The organism is Streptomyces sp. NPDC007856, from assembly GCF_042868225.1.
In the GTDB taxonomy this organism is placed as follows: Bacteria; Actinomycetota; Actinomycetes; order Streptomycetales; family Streptomycetaceae; genus Streptomyces.
This window is the reverse complement of record NZ_JBIAEC010000023.1, coordinates 12,248-29,746: the sequence shown is the minus strand read 5'-3', so window position 1 is coordinate 29,746 and position 17,499 is coordinate 12,248. Positions and strand designations below refer to the sequence as shown.

Sequence of the window (17,499 nt, the reverse complement as noted above, 5' to 3'; positions counted from 1 at the left end):
ATGCGAATGGCCGGCGCTCCCGCCTCCGACGTCCGACGACGGATCGCGACGGAGCTCGCAGAAGACGTGCCGTGGAACCGGGTACTCAACTCCATCTGCACCGAACCCCATCCGCTGGGTGTTCAGATGGCGTCCGCCGCGGCGCACACCAACCTCGGCGACGTGCGTATCTTCCGCGGTACCAAGCGGATCGAGCGCAAGGTCGTCCAACTGCTGCTCGATCTGCTGGGCCGTCCCGGCGGGTCGGGGAGTCTGGTGTCCGGAGGAACCGAGGCGAACCTGATCGCGATGCTGGTGGCCCGCGAGTCGGCGCGCGCCCGGGGGCGGCTGACCGACCGGCCCGAAGTCGTCGTCAGCAGCACCGTGCACTTCTCCTTCACCAAGGTCTTCGGCCTGCTGGGGCTGACCCCGGTCGTCGTGCCGGTCGACGACTGTCTGCGGTTGCCGGCCGACGAAACCGCCCGGCGCATCGGCGAGCACACCGTCGCGGTCGTCGCGACCGCGGGCAGCAGCGAGTTCGGGGTCGTCGACGCGGTCGACGAGATCGGACCGGCGGTGTCCGCACGGGACGTGCACCTGCACGTGGACGCGGCCACCGGCGGCTTCATCATCCCGTTCGCCCGCGAACTCGGCCACGACCTGCCCCAGTTCGACTTCACCGTCGAGGGCGTCGACTCGATCACCATCGACCCGCACAAGTACGGACTGGCCAACGTCCCGGCTGGCGCGATCCTGTTCCGGGGCGCACAGGACGCCGGACGGTTCGCGGTCGATTCGTTCTTCGTCGACACACCGGTGCACAACACGCTGCTCGGCACCCGTCCGGGCTCCGCCGCGGTGTCGACCTACGCGGTCCTGGAGCACCTCGGGCGTGATGGCTTCCGGGCCATCACCCGGGCCAACTTCGAGGTGACGAAGCACCTGGTGGCCGGGCTGCGCGCGGCCGGACACGAGTTGTTCGCCGAACCGCAGCTGAACATCGTGGTGGTCAAGATGCCGCATGCGGCCCGGATCGCGCAGCTGCTGGAATCCTGGGGCTGGATCGTCTCCACCTCGAAGCGGTTCGGCGAAACCCTGCGCCTGGTCGTCACCCGGCACGTGACACCGGAGATGGTGGACGAGTTCCTTCCGGTGCTGGAACGGGCCCGTCGGGAAGTCGCGGCCGAGGTGGCGCTGCGATGAGCCTCTTCCGTGGCCCCGGTACCCGGCTCGCCGCCCTGCAGATGCGGATCGAGCCCGGGCAGCGGGACGAGAACCTGGCGCGAGCCGCCAAGCTGCTGTCCACCGCGCGCGAACGCGAGGCCGACCTGGCGTGTCTGCCGGCGACGTTCGCCACCGGCCTGAACTTCCCCACGCTGCGCACCGACGCGACCGCCGAGGACGGTCCCGTCGTGCAGTTCCTCGCCGAGCAGGCCCGCACCCTCGGGATGCACATCGCCGCGGGTGTGCTGCTCTCGTCCGGGCGTGACGTCTTCGACGCCGCCGTGCTCGTCGGCCCCGCCGGCGATCCTCTCGGCTGGTATCGCCGCGCCTGTGTGTGGGCGGGCGAGTCCGCGTACGTGTCCACCGGCTCTCCGGGCGAGGTGATCGACACCCCGGTCGGGCGGATCGGCCTGCTGGTGAGTTACGACCTGCGGTTCCCGGAGGCGAGCCGGCACTACCTCGCCCAGGACGCCGACCTCGTCGTCTGCGTGGCGAACCTCTTCGGGCCGTTCTCGCACCCGCTGCGTTCCATCTGCCGCGCCCGGGCCGCCGACAACGAGTGCGCGCTGGTGTTCGCCAGCGGAGTCGGGGAGAACCGCTTCGCGAACATGAGCTACCTCGGCCGCAGCATGATCGTCGACGGTCTGGTGCAGGACGCCCGGCAGGACCCGGAGGCGGACATCCTCGCCGAAGCCGGCCCGGGCACGCGCGAAACGGTGATCGACGCGGAAGTGCACTGGCGGCAGCGGCGGAAGATCCGCGCCGCCCTGCCCTTCCACGACGACCTGCGCTCGACCTGGACCACGAGCCACGGGAGTCGCGTTCGATGACAGCAATGCGTGTGCAACCGGAGTCCAGCTGGCTCGGCGACGTGCTCGGGCTGGTCGCCATCGACATGCGGCAGTTCTTCGACAACCGCCTGTTCGCGATCTCGACGCTGCTGACGTCGGTGTCGATGGTGCTGGCCTTCGGGGCAGCGACCGACCAGATGGTGAGTCCGGCGCCGACGGCCGCCAACTACTTCGGCTTCGTCTTCCCCGGCATCATCGGCGCCGGGATCATGTTCAGCTGTACCTACACCGTCGGCTACACGGTCATCATCGATCGCAACCGCCGGACGATCGAGGACCTGATCCTGTCGCCCCTGTCGTACTCGGGGTTCCTGCTCGCCCGGGTCGTCGGCGTCGTGCTCAAGTGCCTGTTCCAGTTCGTCCTGGTGGTCGTGCTCGGCGTCGGGGTCTTCGACGCCCGGATCGAGTCGGTGCCGCTGTTCCTGTTCGGCTTCTTCACCGCGTGCACGGCCTTCGCCGGGATCGGGATCCTCGTCGCGACATACACCAACGAGATCTCCTTCCCGGCGGTCGTGAACATCATCGTCATCCCGCTCATGTACTTCGCCGGGATCTTCTTCCCGCTCGCCAACCTCGGGACGCTGGGCGACGTCTTCGCCAAGCTTCCGCTCGCGGTGCACGTCGAGATCTTCCGCGCCGCCACCTCGCCGCACGTCTCGGCCTCCGGGTCGTCGACGGCCCTCGCGGTCGTCTACTCGTTCCTGACCGTCGGCGTCGCCTCATGGGCATTTCGCAGGAGGATCGGCCATGGCTGACACCACGGGCGCCGGAACGCCGGTGCTGTCGGTTTCCCGACTCGACTACCGGGTGAGCCCCGACTTCGCCCTGCGCTCCGTCGAATTCACGGTGGACGCAGGCGAAGGCGTGGCCATCATCGGCACCAACGGCGCCGGCAAGACCACACTGATCCGGCTGGTGGCCGGCCTGCTGCGCCCGGCCGACGGAGCGGTGCGCATCTGTGGCACCCCGCCCCGCCGCTGGGGGCAGGTCAGCCGCCACATCGGGTACGTCCAGCAGGCCAAGGACCTGCCGGACGGCGTCACCGTGGAGACGTACGTCAAGCATCAGCTCAAGCTCCGACGGGCCGACCCTGGCCGCTACGAGGAGCTGATCGCGCTGGCGGACCTCGAGCAGTACCGCCACCAGTACGTCCGCAGCCTCTCCGGCGGCAGCCAGCGCAAGCTGCACGTCATCTGCGCCGTGGCGCACCGGCCCGACCTGCTGATCCTCGACGAGCCGACCACGGGCCTCGACCCGACGGCCCGCGAGACGCTGCTGGAACTGCTACGGGGTCTGAAGAAGGACGGCGTCGGTGTGCTGTTCGCCAGCCATCACCGCGACGAACTCCTCGCGCTCGCCGACTCGGTCGTGGTTCTGCACCAGGGCCACCAGGTCGAGGATGCCTCGCTCGACGCCGTCACCCGCTGGGGGGAGCGCTCCAGCCTGATCCTGGAGGCCTTCACCGACGCGCACCTCACGCAGCTGCACGACTGGGCGCAGCGGCAGGCGACGACCTGCGGCCTGATCCGTTCCGTCCACGACGTCGATCACGGCGTGAAGCTCGACCTGTCCGACGGTGATCACCAAGGCACTCTGGCCGAGATGGTCGCCGATGCCCACGCCGCCGGCCTCGCACTGCGCTCCGCGTCCTACTTCCAGCCCACCCTGGCGGACGTCGTCCGTTCCATCGTCGATCAAGTCGAACTGGGGGACATCGCATGAGCATCACCACCACGACCACGAGCATGCCGTTCTGGAAGGAATACCCGGAGCGCGACAACGAGTGGGTGCGGCAGTACCCGACGAAGCACGTGCCGGTGAACGAGGAGGAGGTGTTCGCCCGCAAGCCCATGGGGGTGTACGTCCACATCCCGTTCTGCAACCGGCTCTGCTTCAGCTGCCCGTACATCAAGCACCAGACCGACCGGGACCTGACCCGCACGTACCTGGAAGCGCTGAAGACGGAGATCACCAACTACGCCGACCGGCCGTACATCCAGGACCACGTCATCACCCTCGGCTACATCGGCGGCGGCACCCCGACCGCGCTCACCGCCCCGCAGCTCGACGAACTGCTGGGCCACCTGTTCGGCAGCCTGAACGTCGACGAGGACGCCGACTTCTCCATCGAGACCACGCCGGTCGACATCACCGAGCGCAAGGCCAACGTCCTGCTGGAACGCGGAGTGCGCCGCATCAGCCTCGGCGTGCAGACCTTCGTGCCGGAGGAACTGAAGAACATCGGCCGCCCGAACGACCCGGAGATGCTCAAGGAGAGCATCCGGCTGCTGCGCCGGTGCGGATTCGAGAACATCAACATCGACCTCATGCACGGCATCAACGGGCAGACGATGGAGAGCTGGGAGCACAGCCTCGACACCGCCATCGAGCTCGGGGTCACCTGCATCTCGTTCTACACGTACATGGAGTTCGCGCAGGTCTCCACGAAGCGCAGGAAGCTGCCGCCGGTCCCGGAGAAGGCCGTGGTCGACGAGATGTTCCTGTTCGCCGCGGAGAAGCTCTCCAAGAGCGGCTTCCTGGGCTACTACGGCGACTGCTTCGCCAAACCCGGCTACCAGCCGAAGTACGGCGAGACGTCGTGGAGCGAGGACGTCCCCATCATCCCGCTCGGCCCCACCGCGACCGGGCACCTGCGCGACCACTGGTACTTCAACGAGCCCGACATCGGCCGCTACATCCAGACGGTGATGGAGGGCCGGCTGCCGATCTCCATGGGCAAGCACATCACCAAGTCGGAGGCGATCCGGCGATCGATGGTCCTCGGTGTCAAGGCTGGACGGGTCAACCGGGACCGGTTCCGCCGGATCCACGGCGTCGACTTCATGGAGATGTTCCGCGCCGAGATCGACGACCTGATCGAGAAGGGCCTGATCACCGCCGACGAGGACGGCATCGAGGTGACCGGCCCGAAGGGCTGGTACTACCTGGACAACATCTCCAAGGCGTTCTACTCGCCGGAGTACCGGCGCTACCCGCAGCATCTGGGGGCGGACATCTCCAACTTCATCGCCCAGCAGCCGATCCCCGTGCAGATCACCCCCCGGCCCAAGGCCGAGGAGGCCCGCCATGACCACTGAGACCCGACTGCTCAACCTGACCGACCGAGTGCCGCAGCCGTCCCCGCACGAGGACATCGAGAAGGTGCGCTTCTACGACCTGGGCATGCGCCGGTCCGCGCTGATGGCGTACAAGCGGCCCAGCGACCGCATCCTGGCCAACGTCCGCGACGGGATGACCGACCTGGTCGAGGTCGGTTTCAACACCGGCCTGTTGTCGCTGCACGTGGCCGGCAAACTGCCGGACCTGGCCGTGTCCGGGGTGGAGGAGAACCAGAACCTCGTTGACGTCGCCGAGGACAACCTGACGCTGGCGGTGTGGGCGAACACCGCCGGCGACGTCGAGTTCGAGATGGCCAAGCTGAACCGGCTGCCGTTCCCGGACGATTCCGCGGACATCGTGTTCTCGTTCTCCTCGCTGCACCGCTGGCGCAGGCCGGTCGAGACGCTGAAGGAATGCGCCCGCATCTGCAAACCCGACGGCGTCGTGATCATCGAGGACATGAACCGGCACGCCGAGGAGGGGCACATCACCTTCATCCTGCAGTTCGTGAAGGAGGGTGGTGACGAGTTCATGCGGTCGTTGCAGGCCGCGTACACCCGCGAGGAGGCAGCCGAGTTGCTCCAGGAGGCCGGCCTGACCGACTGGCAGGTGGTGGAGGAGGATCTCGGCCTGGTGATCTCCTCGCGCCCCCTAGAGCCGGTGAGCCCGTGATGCCCGGGACATCGATCGCCGTCATCCAGATGGAGTCGAAGCTCGGCAAGCCGGCCCAGAACCTGCGCCGGGCCGAGCGGTACATCCGCGAGGCCGTCGAGCGGAAGGCCAACCTGATCTGCCTGCCCGAGGCCTTCTCCACCTCCGGCAACATCCTCGAGGTGGCGGACGTGGCCGTGCCCGTCCCGGGGCCGGAGACCGACTTCCTGTGCGAGCAGGCGAAGCAGGCGGGCGTGCACATCGTGGCCGGCCTGCTGGAGCGCGGCGACGACGGCAAGTACTACAGCACATCGGTTCTCGTCGGCCCGGAGGGCACCCTGCTCGGCCGCTACCGGCGCGTGCACTGCCACGAACTGGAGGCCCGCTACCTCGCCTGCGGATCCGAATACCCGGTCTTCGACGTCGAGTTCGGGCGTCTCGGCCTGATGCAGGGTTACGACATCAACTTCCCCGAGGTCGCGCGGGAGTACTGCCGCCGAGGAGTCGACATCATCGTGTGCTCCGCGCTGGTGCCCGAGATGTTCGCGTACGTGGCGAACATGCGACTGCCGGTCCGGGCGGTGGACGCCGAATGCATCGTCGCGTTCGCGTCCGGGATCGGCACCAATCTGTACGCCGGATTCGGCTACATGGGGTGCAGTCAGATCCTGGCGGACCCGCTGTTCCTCGAGGCCGAACGCTTCGACTTCGTCGACGGCGACGAACGGATGGTGGACCTCGGCAAGCAGGCGGGCGTCGGCGTCGTCGAGATCGACCTGGACCGCATGCGCCGCTACCGCACGAAGGCCACCCTGCGCGGCGATCTGCAGCCGGCGACGTACTGGCAGCTCGAACGAGAGTGACATCCCATGCGAGTGCTGCTCATCTCCACCAACAAGATCAGGGTGCCGCGGCCGGCGCTGCCGATCGGCATGGCCTACATCAGCGCCGCCCTCAAGCACGCCGGACACGACGTCGACGTCCTGGACCTCCTCTGGGAGTCCCGGGAGCTGAAGGCGGTCCGGGAAAGGCTGACCACCGGCACGTACGACGTGGTCGGCATCGCCGTACGCAACCTGGACAACCTCACGTTCATCGACCCGGTCTTCTTCGGCCCGATGACCGAGAAGATCGTCCAGTGCGTACGCAAGTACACCAGTGCCACGGTCGTCCTCGGCGGATCCGGCTTCTCGGTGGAGCCGTTGTCGTTCTTCGAGTACGCCCAGCCGGACTACGGCATCGCGGGTGAGGGCGAGGCCGGCATCGTCCAACTGCTCGACTACCTCCAGTCCGGCGGGCGTCTGGAGTCGATCTCGGGCCTCTGCTACCTCGACGAGAACGGGAGGTTCTGCCAGAACCAGTCGAACTCCGCCTTCGACCTGGGGGCGTTGGAGCCCGACCGGTCCGTCTACGACCCCCGGTATTTCGAGGAGGGCGTCTCGGCGGCCTCCGACCTCACCCGAGACCACCAGCCGGCCATCGAGACCCTGCAGACCAAGCGGGGCTGCAAGCTGTTCTGCTCGTACTGCATCATCCGCAAGACCGAAGGCAAGGGCGACCGGTTCAAGGACCCGGCCGAGGTCGTCGGCGAGATTCAGCGGGCCATGGCGGACAACCCGGCCGTGCGGGAGTTCGAGATCGTCGACGCGACCTTCAACTACCCGATGGAGTACGCGGCCGAAGTGTGCGAGGAGATGATCCGCGCCAAGCTCGACGTGCCCTGGTACTGCCAGTTGACGCCGAACGCGGTCACGCCGGAGTTCGTCGAGCTGCTGCACGCGGCCGGCTGCATCCGGGTGGACCTCGGCACCGACGCGCTCACCGACGAAGCCCTGTCGGACCTGATGAAGGGCTTCGACATGGCACGGGTCCTCGAAATCGACCGCCTCTTCACGGCCAGCCCGATCGAGCACACCCACTGCATCTTCCTCGGCGGGCCGGGGGAGACCCCCCAGGCGCTGAGGGAGTCGATCCGGTTCACCGAGCGGCATCTGAATCCGGCCCAGATCTACGCCAACCTCGGCATCCGGATACTCAGCGGCACCAAGCTGCAGCGCCAGGCCGTCAAGGCGGGGATCCTGCGGGAGGGGCAGGGCACCTTCGTCCCCGCCTTCTATGTGGAGCCGGCCATCCTCGCCGATCGGGACACGCTCGACTTCGTCCGCAACGCCTACCTGAGCCACAAGAACTGGTACCTGTGGTGGGGCCTGGGCGGGCAGAACCTGGCGGACCGCTCGCAGGACACGATCCGGGCCGTGGCCGAGATGCAGCAGGAGTACGAGTACGTCATGCAGAGCAAGCCGCGGCTGGAACGCGCACCACGGCCCATGACCACCCAGCCGCTCAAACTCACGATCGGCACCTCATGACAGACGTTCCAGCGATCGCCGAAGAGTTGTTGAAGACGCTCACGGACCGAGCGGATCCGGACTTCGCGGCGGGAATGCAGCGGTACTTCCCGCACGAGATCCGGGCGCTCGGGGTCGGCAACACCGCGGTCGCCGAGATCGCCACCGACTACTTCCGTGACCGGCGCGACATCTCCGCGGCGACGCGGCTGCTCCTGGCGGAGGCGGTGCTGGCGCGCGCCGAGTACCACGAGGAGGTGCTGCTGGGCTTCGCTGTCCTGCACAAGGTCGCCAGGACCGGATTCGGCGACGAGTTGCTGGACCGCTGCGAGCACTGGCTGCAGACCTACGTGTCCAACTGGGCGCAGTGCGACGACATGTGCCTGAAACTGCTGTATCCGTTCTTCCTCGGGCATCTGGAACTGATCCCGCGGACGCGGCGCTGGGTCGAGTCCACCTCCCCGTGGGCCAGGCGTGCCGCGAACGTGGCGGTCGTGAAGTTCGTCCGGCGCAAGGTGGGCCGGACGGTCTTCGAACTGCCGCCGTCGCACGTCTTCGACAACTGCGTCCGGCTGATGCACGACCACGACGTCTATGTGCAAAAGGGTTGCGGCTGGCTGCTCAAGGTCACAGCAGAGGTCCATCCCGCCGAGGTGGCCGAGTTCCTGCGCACCTGGCACACCGAAATGCCCCGCGACACCTTCCGGTACGCGGTGGAGAAGATGGACCCGCGGATGCGGCGGTCCTTGATGGCACTGGGACAGGGGTGACGCAATGAACGCGACCGGCCGCTACGTCCACCGTCGGGGCATCCACTGCGAGACGGCCTGCCAATGCGCCCTTCTCGCCGCGGGCGGATACACGGTCGACGAGGAGGTCGTGTTCGGACTGGACGGAGGCTTCGGCTTCTCGTTCTTCCCGGCGAACGGCAACGCGCCGGACATCGCCGTCGGCAAGCAGGCGATCTTGCCGCTTCGGGCGGCACGGCTGATGGGCGTCGAGGTCGCCGTGCACACGCCGAAGTCCGGCGTGGGCCTGGCCAAGCTGCTGGAGTCGGCGCCGGCTGTCATGACCCGGGTGGACCTCGGTCTGCTCCCGTACTGGGGTCTGGACGGGCGCTCCTCCTTCGGCGGGTACTTCGTCAACGTGGTCCGCCCCCTCGGGGCCGACGCGTTCGAGGTGTCGGATCCGGCGTTCGACGAGCCCGTGTCCGTGAGTGCGGCCGAGTTGCAGGCGGCCCGCTCCAGCCGCAACTCACCGCCGCTGAACCCGGACTGGAAGGTGTACGTCTTCGGCGCGCCGCGGAGGACACCGCAGCTGAACCTCGTCGGGCCGGTGGCCGTCCGGAACCTGTGCCGCGAGATCCTCAGACCGGGCAGCCGGCACCTGGGCATTGCCGGGATGAGGCTGCTGGCCACGACGGCGGCGTCATGGCCGCAGTCCAAGCACGGCGAGGTCGAGGACGTGGACCTGGCCGGCCACGTGGTGCGGACCGACGCACTGGCACGCCAACTACTGCATCTGGGACGGCAGATCGAGTCGTTCGGCACCGGCGGCGGGCTGTTCCGCCCGATGATCGGCCGCTACTTGACGAGGATGGCCGACAGCACCGGCGACGCACGCTACGCCGATGCGGCCGGGCAGTTCCTCGAGAGCGGCCGGTTGTGGTCGAACCTGGGATCCGCCCTGCTGACAGCTGGGGCAACCGCCACCGCGCGCGACGATCTCAAGACGCTCGTGGACGCCGTGGCGGACACGGCGCGGTCCGCGATGGACATCGAGAAGCGGGCGCTCACCGCGCTCACCACCCTGTAGCCGCGAGGTCGAGACATGCCCACCGAGGACGAGTCCGTACTGCTCCAGGGCCCCGAACGCTGGAACGAACATGCCCGCCGGCGCCGGGCGCAGGGCCCCTTCCGGCCCGACCTGCGCAAGGCGGCGCTGCACGGCGCCGACCTGCGGGGCGCCGAACTCGCCGGCGCGGACCTCACCGACGCCGTGCTGACGGAGTCGTACCTGATGTCCGCCGACCTGCGGGGCGCGAATCTCGAAGGCGCCAATCTGTGCGAGGCGTACCTCATCCTGGCCGAGCTGAACGACTGCCGGCTCGTCGGCGCGAACCTGGAGGGCGCGGACCTCAGCGGTGCTGATCTGACCGGCGCGGTGCTGGACGCGAGTTTCCGGCGGTCGGCTGTGATATCGGACTACCTCACGATCTGGCCATAGCGAAAGGAGCCCCTCGTGATCATTCTGGGCTACAACGGATTTGGCAAGTCTGCGGAAATCTTCGGGCGCCTCTTTCGCGCCACCGGCATCGACCGTCACCTGTTGTACGGCCATGACTCGTCCGCCGCCCTCGTCATCGACGGAAAGCTGGTCGCCGCCGTCGAGGAAGAACGGCTCAACCGGGAGAAGAAGACGTCGAAGTTCCCGGTCAAGGCGATGCGCTGGTGCCTGGAATCGGCCGGGCTCTCCTTCGACGACGTCGACACCTTCGCTTTCTCCTGGCAGTTCTCCCAGGACGTGGTGAACAAGATGATCGCCGAGATCACCGAGGACGGCGCGGCGACCGTGGAACAGAAGTTCGCGCGCTTGCAGCGCCTGGCGGAGACCCATGCGGCGATGTTCAGCGAGGACGCGACGCAGGCCGACTTCCTCGAGCACACGGGCCACAGCTTGAACCCGGAGAAGCTGGTCCGGGTCCCGCACCACATCGCGCACCTGATGACCGGCTACCACCTGTCGGGCGGTGGGGACGCGGCGTTCCTGGTCAGTGACGGTCGCGCCGAATGGCTGTCGTCGATCATGGGCGAGGTACGCGAAGGCGAGGCGAAGATATTCGACGACGTCACCATCGACTCGCGGCACTCGCTGGCGATGCTCTTCTCCGTGGTGACGCGATACCTCGGATTCGTCCCGAACAACGACGAGTACAAGGTGATGGGGCTGGCCGGCTATGGCGCGCCTCCCGAGCCGAACCCGTTCCTCACCCACGTGGTCGAGGTGTGCCCCGACGGCACCTACCTGATTCCCTATCCGGCGAACGCCGTACCCGCCTACTACGAACTCTTCGATCGTATTTTCGGCGGAGACGCGGAATGCCGGGAGGACTTCGACTACCGGGTGCGCGTGGCCAGTGCGGCACAGCACATGCTCGAAACGGTGACCGCCGGCCAGATCCGCACGCTCGAAGCCCGGAGCGACCTCCCACGTGTGATCTTCGAGGGCGGACTCGCCCTGAACTGCGTCAACAACAGCAAGTTGCTGGAGCGTTCTCGCTTCACCGAGATGGACGTCAGCTTTGGCGCCAGCGACGTCGGCGTGGCCATCGGGGCGGCTCTGTTCGCCAGCCAACAGGCCGGCACACCGCCCCGGGTCGGCACGTCGCCGTACCTGGGCCCCAGCTACGGCGGCCAGGAGATCCAGGCGGCCCTCCGGCAGTACGCCGGCCAAGTCACCTGGCGGGAACTGGACGCCGAGGACGTGCCGCGGGAGGCCGCGACCCTGATGCAGGAGCGATGCGTCATCGGGTGGTTCCAGGGGCGTCTTGAGTACGGACCGCGCGCCCTGGGCAACCGCAGCATCCTGGCCAATCCGAAGTTCCCCGACATCAAGGACATCATCAACGAACGCATCAAGCACCGCGAGCAGTTCCGGCCCTTCGCCCCCGTGGTCCTCGAACACCTGGCGTCCGACGTCTTCGAACTCGGCAAGAAGAAGTCCTCGCCGTACATGACCTTCGTGGTTCCGGTGCGGTCCGAGTACCAGGAGATGATCCAGGGGGCCTGCCACGTCGACGGCACCTCGCGGATCCAGACGGTCACCGAGCAGAGCAATCCGCTGCTCGCCGAACTGCTGCGTGAGTTCACCGAGCTCACCGGGATTCCCTGTCTGATCAACACGTCGTTCAACGTCGCCGGCGAACCCATCGTCTGCTCACCCGAGGATGCTCTGGCCTGCTTCCTCAAGACGGAGATGGATCACCTGTTCCTCGGCAACTTCCTGGTGTCGCGCGCGATGTGAGCGAGTGAAATCCCTTCCGGTACTGGCCACCCGCAACCGCACTCAAGGAGGCTGCGCTACGATCCACGCGAAGGAAGGGACAGGTGAGCAAGTGTCGCTTTTAGAGGCAGATCCGTTCGTCGGCAAACACTGCGAGTCGACCACCCTCGTGAATCTGTTGCGGCAGCAAGAGATCAACTTGTCGGAGTCACTCGTCTTCGGCCTTGCCGGTGGCCTGTCGTTCATCTACTGGCGGACGAAGCAGATGCCGACGCCGTTCGTCGGTGGCCGCGTCAAACCCGACACGCTCTCCGCCAATCTCGCGAATGCGCTGAACTTGCGGCTGTCCGTTCACGAGACCTCCTCGGTGAAACGGGCGAGGGAACAGCTGCTGGCAGAGCTTGATTCCGGAACCGTTGTCGGGCTCAAGCTCGACCGCTACTTCCTCGACTACTCCACCGACGACTTCCGTTTCGCGGCACACTATGTCGCCTGCGTCGGGCACGACGACGACCGTTTCGCCCTGGTCGAAACTCAGCCGCTCGGCCTGAAATGGGCCTCCGGCGAATCCCTCGCGACCGCGCGAAACGCACGCGGCCCGATGAGTTCACGTAACCGCGCCTTCACCGTCGATCGTCTGAAGGGCGGCCTTCCTGACCTGGGGGAAGCCGCCCGAAAAGGCGTCAAAAGGGCGGCAGAGGACTTTTTGAATCCGCCGATTTCCAACTTCGGGTTCAAGGGCATGCACAAAGTCGCCGACCTCATGCCGCAGTGGCTCGACGACCTGGAATCGCCCGCGGACAGCCTTCCCGAGATCGCCACGATCATGGAGGACGCGGGAACGGGCGGGGGCCTGTTCCGCATGATGTGGGCGGAGTTCCTGGCGGAGACCGCCGAACTCACCGGTGTCGCCGGGTTCAGGGAGATCTCGGACGCGTACCGTGAGGTGTCGGAGAAGTGGACCGGGGTGGCCGGGCTTCTGCACGAGGCGGGGGTCGCGTCGTCGCGGGAATCCCTCCACAGCGCGTCGAAGCTGGTGCACGAGGCCGCCGAGGAGGAACAGCGCCTGATGAGCCGTCTCATGGAACTGTCGAGCTGACCCGGCCCCACGGCAGCACACTGACCGGGGCCCATGACCACGGAGGGCCCCGGTAGCGTCATCGGCCCCGCTGAGAGCAATGAGCTGGTGGCCCGGCTGAGCGCAGACCGGGCCTCCAGCCGGTTCTGGTGACGGACGGCCAGACCTCAGCAACCGAAGTCGATGAGATCGAACGTGGCGTAGTGGTCGGAGGTGTAGTAGTCCTCCTGGGACTCCTCACCCGTGACGATCCGACGTGCGCCGCGCGTGGAGGAGCCCGGCGTGATCACGGTGTACTCGTGATAGTAGCCCGACGACTGGCTGGGCAGGACGTCTTCGCGGTTGGAGAAGACGGTGCCGTCCTGCGAGTACGGGAACGGGCCGTCCGACGCGATCAGGTCGAGCGTGTCGTGCGCCTGGGAGGGCAGGTCGCTGTAGCAGATGCTGCCGACTGCGGCGGACGCCGGGGTGGCGGTGACGGTGCCGCCGATGAGGAGGGCGGACAGGACGGCGGCTGCGGCGCCGATGCGGGTGATTCGTGGGGGGAATCTCATGCCGCCATGATGACGCGCGTAGAAGGTGGCATGTCAATGACAACTCCGAGAGTTTCCCGTCCAGTCCGATGAGTTTTCGCGGAGTTAACTTGCGACCTGGCGTCACCACGTCGCTCCCACACGTCGTTTCGAACCAGGCGTGGCGTGTGTGCTCTGCTGTGTCCACGTCCGCCGAAAGTCCATGAGTCCGCGACTTTGGTAGCCGATCACGTCCACGGCGCGTCAGGCACCTCGCGCCGACCGTAGATTTGTCGACCGTGACAGACAACGGGCTCGACCACACCGTGGCGCGCGGGGCGGAGCTGCGCCGGTGGATGCTGCCCTCCGCGCTGCTGCACGGGCTCGACCCGGACTCCGGCCCGGCCGGCCGGCGGCTCCGGCGCACCGCACGGGACTGGGTCGTCGACACCTGCTGCTTCCTGCTGGCGGTGTTCCTGTTCCTCGCGACCGCCACCGTCCTGCTCCGGCAACAGCACACGCCCCGGGGCCTCGCCGCCGTCGACGTACTGCTCGGCGCCCTGTCCTGCGGCGCCGTCTGGCTGCGCCGACGCCTGCCCGTGGGCCTCGCCGCCGCGATGGTCGTCGTCGGCTTCGTGTCCTCCACCGCGGGCGGCGCCGCCATGGTCGCCCTGTTCACCCTCGCCGTGCACCGGCCCTTCCGCCACGTCGCCTGGATCGGCGGGGCCGACCTCGCCCTCGTACCCGTCTACTACTGGCTGCGCCCGGACCGGGATCTGCCCTACGCGGGTTCCGTCGTGTTCGCCGTGCTGTTCGCGGTGTCCGTCATCGGCTGGGGCATGTTCGTGCGCTCCAAGCGGCTGCTGATGCTCAGTCTGCGGGAGCGGGCCCGCCGGGCGGAGACCGAGGCACGGCTGCGTGCCGAGCAGGCGCAGCGGCTCGCCCGCGAGGCCATCGCCCGGGAGATGCACGACGTCCTCGCCCATCGGCTCACGCTGCTGAGTGTGCACGCGGGTGCGCTGGAGTTCCGTCCGGACGCGCCGCGCGAGGAGGTCGCCCGGGCCGCCGGGGTGATCCGGGAGAGCGCGCACGAGGCGCTCCAGGACCTGCGGGAGATCATCGGCGTGCTGCGGGCCGACGAGGCCGAGGACGCCGCCGGCGAGCGGCGCCGGCCGACGCTGGCCGCGCTGGACGACCTGGTCGCCGAGTGCCGCGAGGCCGGCATGAAGGTCACCCTGGAGCACCGCGTCGCCGACCCGGCCGCCGTTCCCGCCTCCGTCGGCCGCACCGCCTACCGCATCGCCCAGGAGGCCCTGACCAACGCCCGCAAACACGCCCCCGGCGCCGAGGTCACCCTGCACCTCACCGGCGCCCCGGGCAAGGGCCTCACCGTCACGGTCACCAACCCGCCGCCCACCAACGAGCCCACGCCCGTGCCGGGTTCGGGCCAGGGCCTGATCGGCCTCACCGAACGCGCGACCCTCACCGGCGGCCGACTGGACCACGGCACCACGGCCGACGGCGGCTTCGAGGTACGGGCCTGGCTGCCCTGGGACCGGCCGGCACCGACGGGCTGAGCACGCCCCGCGTACTTACCCCTCGTACGCCGGTCCGCCGCAGCCGGGCGTGGCCGTGGTGACGGTCGGCCGGTGGGTGCCGACCGTGACCTCGCGCACCAGGTTGCCGTCATCGTCGTACCCGCCCCGGCACGGCATCAGGTCGCGCCGCCCCGCCCCGGTGCCGAGGCCCGGCACCGCGGGGCGCCCAACCGTGGTTACGTATGGCCCATGACCCCGATCAGACTTCTCCTCGTCGACGACGATCCGCTCGTACGGGCCGGACTGGCCCTGATGATCGGCGGGGCCGAGGACATCGAGATCGTCGGGGAGGCCGCGGACGGCGCCGAGGCCGAGGAACTCGTCTCGCGCACCCGGCCGGACGTCGTCCTCATGGACATCCGGATGCCGTCGGTGGACGGGCTCACCGCGACCGAGCGGCTGCGTGCGCGGGCCGACGCCCCGCAGGTCGTGGTGCTCACCACCTTCCACGCCGACGACCAGGTGCTGCACGCCCTGCGCGCGGGCGCCGCCGGATTCGTGCTGAAGGACACCCCGCCCACCGAGATCGTCGACGCCGTGCGCCGGGTCGCGGCCGGCGACCCCGTGCTGTCGCCCGCCGTCACCCGGCAGGTGATGCGGCACGCGGCCGGCGGCGCCGCCGACGCGCGCCAGGCACGCGCACGTGAACGGCTCGCCGTCCTCAACGACCGCGAACGCGAGGTCGCCGTCGCCGTCGGCCGCGGCCTGCCCAACGCGGCGATCGCCACTGAGCTGTTCATGAGCGTGGCCACCGTCAAGACCCACGTCTCCCGCATCCTCGCCAAGCTCGGCCTCGACAACCGCGTCCAGATCGCCCTGCTCGCCTACGACGCCGGGCTCCTCGGGGACGACGGGCACTAACCGGCCGTCCGGGGCGTTGTCCGGACACAGGGTGCTGCTGTCCTGGCCTCGGGGGCCGCAAGGGGAGGACGGGAAGGTCATGGAGCTGATCGATCTGGGGGAGTACGGCGACGAACTGCGCCGCGACCCGCACGCGGTGTACGCGCGCCTGCTGGAGCGCGGCCCGGTCCACCGCGTCCGGCCACCGGGTTCCGACGACGGCTACGAGACCTGGCTCGTCGTCGGGTACGAGGAGGCCCGCGCCGCGCTCGCCGACCCGCGTCTGGCCAAGGACGGCAGCAGGATCGGCGTGACCTTCCTCGACGAGGACCTGATCGGCCGGCACCTGCTGGCCACCGACCCGCCGCAGCACACCCGCCTGCGCGGCCTCGTCGCCCGGGCCTTCACCATGCGCCGGGTCGAGCGGCTGCGCCCGCGCGTCCAGCAGGTCACCGACGACCTGCTGGACGAGATGCTCCCGGCCGGCCGCGCCGACCTCATCGGCTCCCTCGCCTACCCGCTGCCCATCACCGTCATCTGCGAACTCCTCGGCGTCCCGGAGATGGACCGCGACGAGTTCCGCAAACTGTCGACGGAGGTGGTCGCCCCGACCAGCTCGCAGCGCGAGTACGACGCGGTGGTCAGCCTCGCCGAGTACCTGACGGAACTGATCGAGGACAAGCGGTGCGCCGGTCCGGCCGACGACCTGCTCAGCGACCTGATCCGCACCACCGCCGAGGACGGCGACCGGCTTTCGGCGGAAGAACTGCGCGGCATGGCCTTCGTGCTGCTGATCGCCGGCCACGAGACCACGGTCAACCTCATCGGCAACGGCGTCCTGGCGCTGCTCACCCATCCCGGCCAACTCGCCGCCCTGCGCGCCGACATGGGCCTGCTGGACGGCGCGATCGAGGAGATGCTGCGCTACGAGGGCCCGGTGGAGACCGCCACCTTCCGGTATGCCGCCGAGCCCCTGGACATCGGCGGCATCCGGATCGAGCGGGGCGAGCATGTGATGATCGGCCTCACCGCGGCCCAGCGTGACGGCGCCCGCTACGCCGAGCCGGACCGCTTCGACATCCGCCGCGACCCCCGTGGCCATCTCGCCTTCGGTCACGGCGTCCACTACTGCCTGGGCGCACCCCTGGCCCGCCTGGAGGGCCGCACGGCCATCGGCACCCTCCTGCGCCGCGCCCCCGCCCTCACCCTCGACGGCGCACCCGGCGAGTGGCTTCCGGGCCTCCTGATGAGAGGTGTCCGCACCCTGCCGGTGCGCTGGTAGCTCTTCGGCCGCCG

18 protein-coding genes are annotated in these 17,499 nt (G+C 68.5%); 16 read left to right on the top strand and 2 right to left on the bottom strand.

Annotated elements, in window-relative coordinates; genetic code table 11:
• The 13 genes from mfnA to ACFYOH_RS37910 all read left to right on the top strand — a co-directional run bounded on the left by mfnA (nt 1) and on the right by ACFYOH_RS37910 (nt 13,274).
• The gene (gene mfnA, locus ACFYOH_RS37970; protein WP_388635390.1) at nt 1-1,182 is read left to right on the top strand and encodes a tyrosine decarboxylase MfnA; all 1,182 of its coding nucleotides are present in this window, start codon (nt 1-3) and stop codon (nt 1,180-1,182) included.
• A complete protein-coding gene (locus tag ACFYOH_RS37965) occupies nt 1,179-2,033 on the top strand; it encodes a carbon-nitrogen hydrolase family protein (protein ID WP_388635388.1) in 855 nt (284 codons plus the stop codon). The genes mfnA and ACFYOH_RS37965 overlap by 4 nt, the downstream gene beginning before the upstream one ends.
• Nucleotides 2,030-2,809, top strand: coding sequence for an ABC transporter permease (locus ACFYOH_RS37960; RefSeq protein WP_388635386.1), 780 nt, complete (start codon nt 2,030-2,032; stop codon nt 2,807-2,809). The genes ACFYOH_RS37965 and ACFYOH_RS37960 overlap by 4 nt, the downstream gene beginning before the upstream one ends.
• Entirely contained in the window at nt 2,802-3,776 is a 975-nt protein-coding gene (locus ACFYOH_RS37955) for an ABC transporter ATP-binding protein (protein WP_388635384.1), read from the top strand. Before ACFYOH_RS37960 ends, ACFYOH_RS37955 begins: the two co-directional genes overlap by 8 nt.
• Nucleotides 3,773-5,152, top strand: a complete 1,380-nt coding sequence (locus ACFYOH_RS37950) for a coproporphyrinogen-III oxidase family protein (protein ID WP_388635382.1) — start codon at nt 3,773-3,775, stop codon at nt 5,150-5,152. The genes ACFYOH_RS37955 and ACFYOH_RS37950 overlap by 4 nt, the downstream gene beginning before the upstream one ends.
• A complete protein-coding gene (locus tag ACFYOH_RS37945; RefSeq protein ID WP_388635380.1) occupies nt 5,142-5,846 on the top strand; it encodes a class I SAM-dependent methyltransferase in 705 nt (234 codons plus the stop codon). Before ACFYOH_RS37950 ends, ACFYOH_RS37945 begins: the two co-directional genes overlap by 11 nt.
• The gene (locus tag ACFYOH_RS37940) at nt 5,846-6,688 is read left to right on the top strand and encodes a carbon-nitrogen hydrolase family protein (protein ID WP_388635378.1); all 843 of its coding nucleotides are present in this window, start codon (nt 5,846-5,848) and stop codon (nt 6,686-6,688) included. Before ACFYOH_RS37945 ends, ACFYOH_RS37940 begins: the two co-directional genes overlap by 1 nt.
• 6 nt (nt 6,689-6,694) lie before the next feature.
• Entirely contained in the window at nt 6,695-8,194 is a 1,500-nt protein-coding gene (locus ACFYOH_RS37935; protein WP_388635376.1) for a B12-binding domain-containing radical SAM protein, read from the top strand.
• A complete protein-coding gene (locus tag ACFYOH_RS37930) occupies nt 8,191-8,943 on the top strand; it encodes a DNA alkylation repair protein (RefSeq protein WP_388635375.1) in 753 nt (250 codons plus the stop codon). The genes ACFYOH_RS37935 and ACFYOH_RS37930 overlap by 4 nt, the downstream gene beginning before the upstream one ends.
• 4 nt (nt 8,944-8,947) lie before the next feature.
• Complete coding sequence (locus tag ACFYOH_RS37925; protein WP_388635374.1) at nt 8,948-9,988, top strand: DUF4872 domain-containing protein; 1,041 nt, start codon at nt 8,948-8,950, stop codon at nt 9,986-9,988.
• 15 nt (nt 9,989-10,003) lie between these two features.
• Complete coding sequence (locus tag ACFYOH_RS37920; protein ID WP_388635373.1) at nt 10,004-10,399, top strand: pentapeptide repeat-containing protein; 396 nt, start codon at nt 10,004-10,006, stop codon at nt 10,397-10,399.
• 15 nt (nt 10,400-10,414) lie between these two features.
• The gene (locus tag ACFYOH_RS37915) at nt 10,415-12,196 is read left to right on the top strand and encodes a carbamoyltransferase (protein ID WP_388635372.1); all 1,782 of its coding nucleotides are present in this window, start codon (nt 10,415-10,417) and stop codon (nt 12,194-12,196) included.
• Between the two features lie 91 nt (nt 12,197-12,287).
• A complete protein-coding gene (locus tag ACFYOH_RS37910; RefSeq protein WP_388635371.1) occupies nt 12,288-13,274 on the top strand; it encodes a BtrH N-terminal domain-containing protein in 987 nt (328 codons plus the stop codon).
• A gap of 146 nt (nt 13,275-13,420) precedes the next feature.
• Here ACFYOH_RS37910 and ACFYOH_RS37905 read toward each other — a convergent pair whose 3' ends face one another.
• Nucleotides 13,421-13,807, bottom strand: coding sequence for a ribonuclease (locus ACFYOH_RS37905; protein WP_388635370.1), 387 nt, complete (start codon nt 13,805-13,807; stop codon nt 13,421-13,423).
• 314 nt (nt 13,808-14,121) lie between these two features.
• Between ACFYOH_RS37905 and ACFYOH_RS37900 the strand changes: the two genes are divergently transcribed.
• Entirely contained in the window at nt 14,122-15,342 is a 1,221-nt protein-coding gene (locus tag ACFYOH_RS37900; RefSeq protein ID WP_388635492.1) for a sensor histidine kinase, read from the top strand.
• Between the two features lie 15 nt (nt 15,343-15,357).
• On the opposite strand, the gene ACFYOH_RS37895 is transcribed toward ACFYOH_RS37900, so the two are convergent.
• Nucleotides 15,358-15,519 carry a hypothetical protein gene (locus ACFYOH_RS37895; RefSeq protein ID WP_388635368.1) on the bottom strand — a complete coding sequence of 54 codons (162 nt, stop codon included), beginning with the start codon at nt 15,517-15,519 and terminating at the stop codon, nt 15,358-15,360.
• 33 nt (nt 15,520-15,552) lie between these two features.
• Between ACFYOH_RS37895 and ACFYOH_RS37890 the strand changes: the two genes are divergently transcribed.
• Nucleotides 15,553-16,224 carry a response regulator gene (locus ACFYOH_RS37890; RefSeq protein WP_388635366.1) on the top strand — a complete coding sequence of 224 codons (672 nt, stop codon included), beginning with the start codon at nt 15,553-15,555 and terminating at the stop codon, nt 16,222-16,224.
• 79 nt (nt 16,225-16,303) lie between these two features.
• Nucleotides 16,304-17,485 (top strand): cytochrome P450, encoded by a 1,182-nt coding sequence (locus ACFYOH_RS37885; RefSeq protein WP_388635365.1) that lies wholly within the window; start codon nt 16,304-16,306, stop codon nt 17,483-17,485.
• Nucleotides 17,486-17,499 lie beyond the last annotated feature (14 nt).

Coding starts and splice junctions, on each gene's coding strand:
- ACFYOH_RS37925 (WP_388635374.1), top strand. CDS start 8,948: ATGAACGCGACCGGCCGCTACGTCCACCGTCGGGGCATCCACTGCGAG.
- ACFYOH_RS37965 (WP_388635388.1), top strand. CDS start 1,179: ATGAGCCTCTTCCGTGGCCCCGGTACCCGGCTCGCCGCCCTGCAGATG.
- ACFYOH_RS37920 (WP_388635373.1), top strand. CDS start 10,004: ATGCCCACCGAGGACGAGTCCGTACTGCTCCAGGGCCCCGAACGCTGG.
- ACFYOH_RS37950 (WP_388635382.1), top strand. CDS start 3,773: ATGAGCATCACCACCACGACCACGAGCATGCCGTTCTGGAAGGAATAC.
- ACFYOH_RS37955 (WP_388635384.1), top strand. CDS start 2,802: ATGGCTGACACCACGGGCGCCGGAACGCCGGTGCTGTCGGTTTCCCGA.
- ACFYOH_RS37940 (WP_388635378.1), top strand. CDS start 5,846: ATGCCCGGGACATCGATCGCCGTCATCCAGATGGAGTCGAAGCTCGGC.
- ACFYOH_RS37900 (WP_388635492.1), top strand. CDS start 14,122: ATGCTGCCCTCCGCGCTGCTGCACGGGCTCGACCCGGACTCCGGCCCG.
- ACFYOH_RS37960 (WP_388635386.1), top strand. CDS start 2,030: ATGACAGCAATGCGTGTGCAACCGGAGTCCAGCTGGCTCGGCGACGTG.
- ACFYOH_RS37885 (WP_388635365.1), top strand. CDS start 16,304: ATGGAGCTGATCGATCTGGGGGAGTACGGCGACGAACTGCGCCGCGAC.
- ACFYOH_RS37905 (WP_388635370.1), bottom strand. CDS start 13,807: ATGAGATTCCCCCCACGAATCACCCGCATCGGCGCCGCAGCCGCCGTC.
- ACFYOH_RS37890 (WP_388635366.1), top strand. CDS start 15,553: ATGACCCCGATCAGACTTCTCCTCGTCGACGACGATCCGCTCGTACGG.
- ACFYOH_RS37935 (WP_388635376.1), top strand. CDS start 6,695: ATGCGAGTGCTGCTCATCTCCACCAACAAGATCAGGGTGCCGCGGCCG.
- ACFYOH_RS37945 (WP_388635380.1), top strand. CDS start 5,142: ATGACCACTGAGACCCGACTGCTCAACCTGACCGACCGAGTGCCGCAG.
- ACFYOH_RS37930 (WP_388635375.1), top strand. CDS start 8,191: ATGACAGACGTTCCAGCGATCGCCGAAGAGTTGTTGAAGACGCTCACG.
- mfnA (WP_388635390.1), top strand. CDS start 1: ATGCGAATGGCCGGCGCTCCCGCCTCCGACGTCCGACGACGGATCGCG.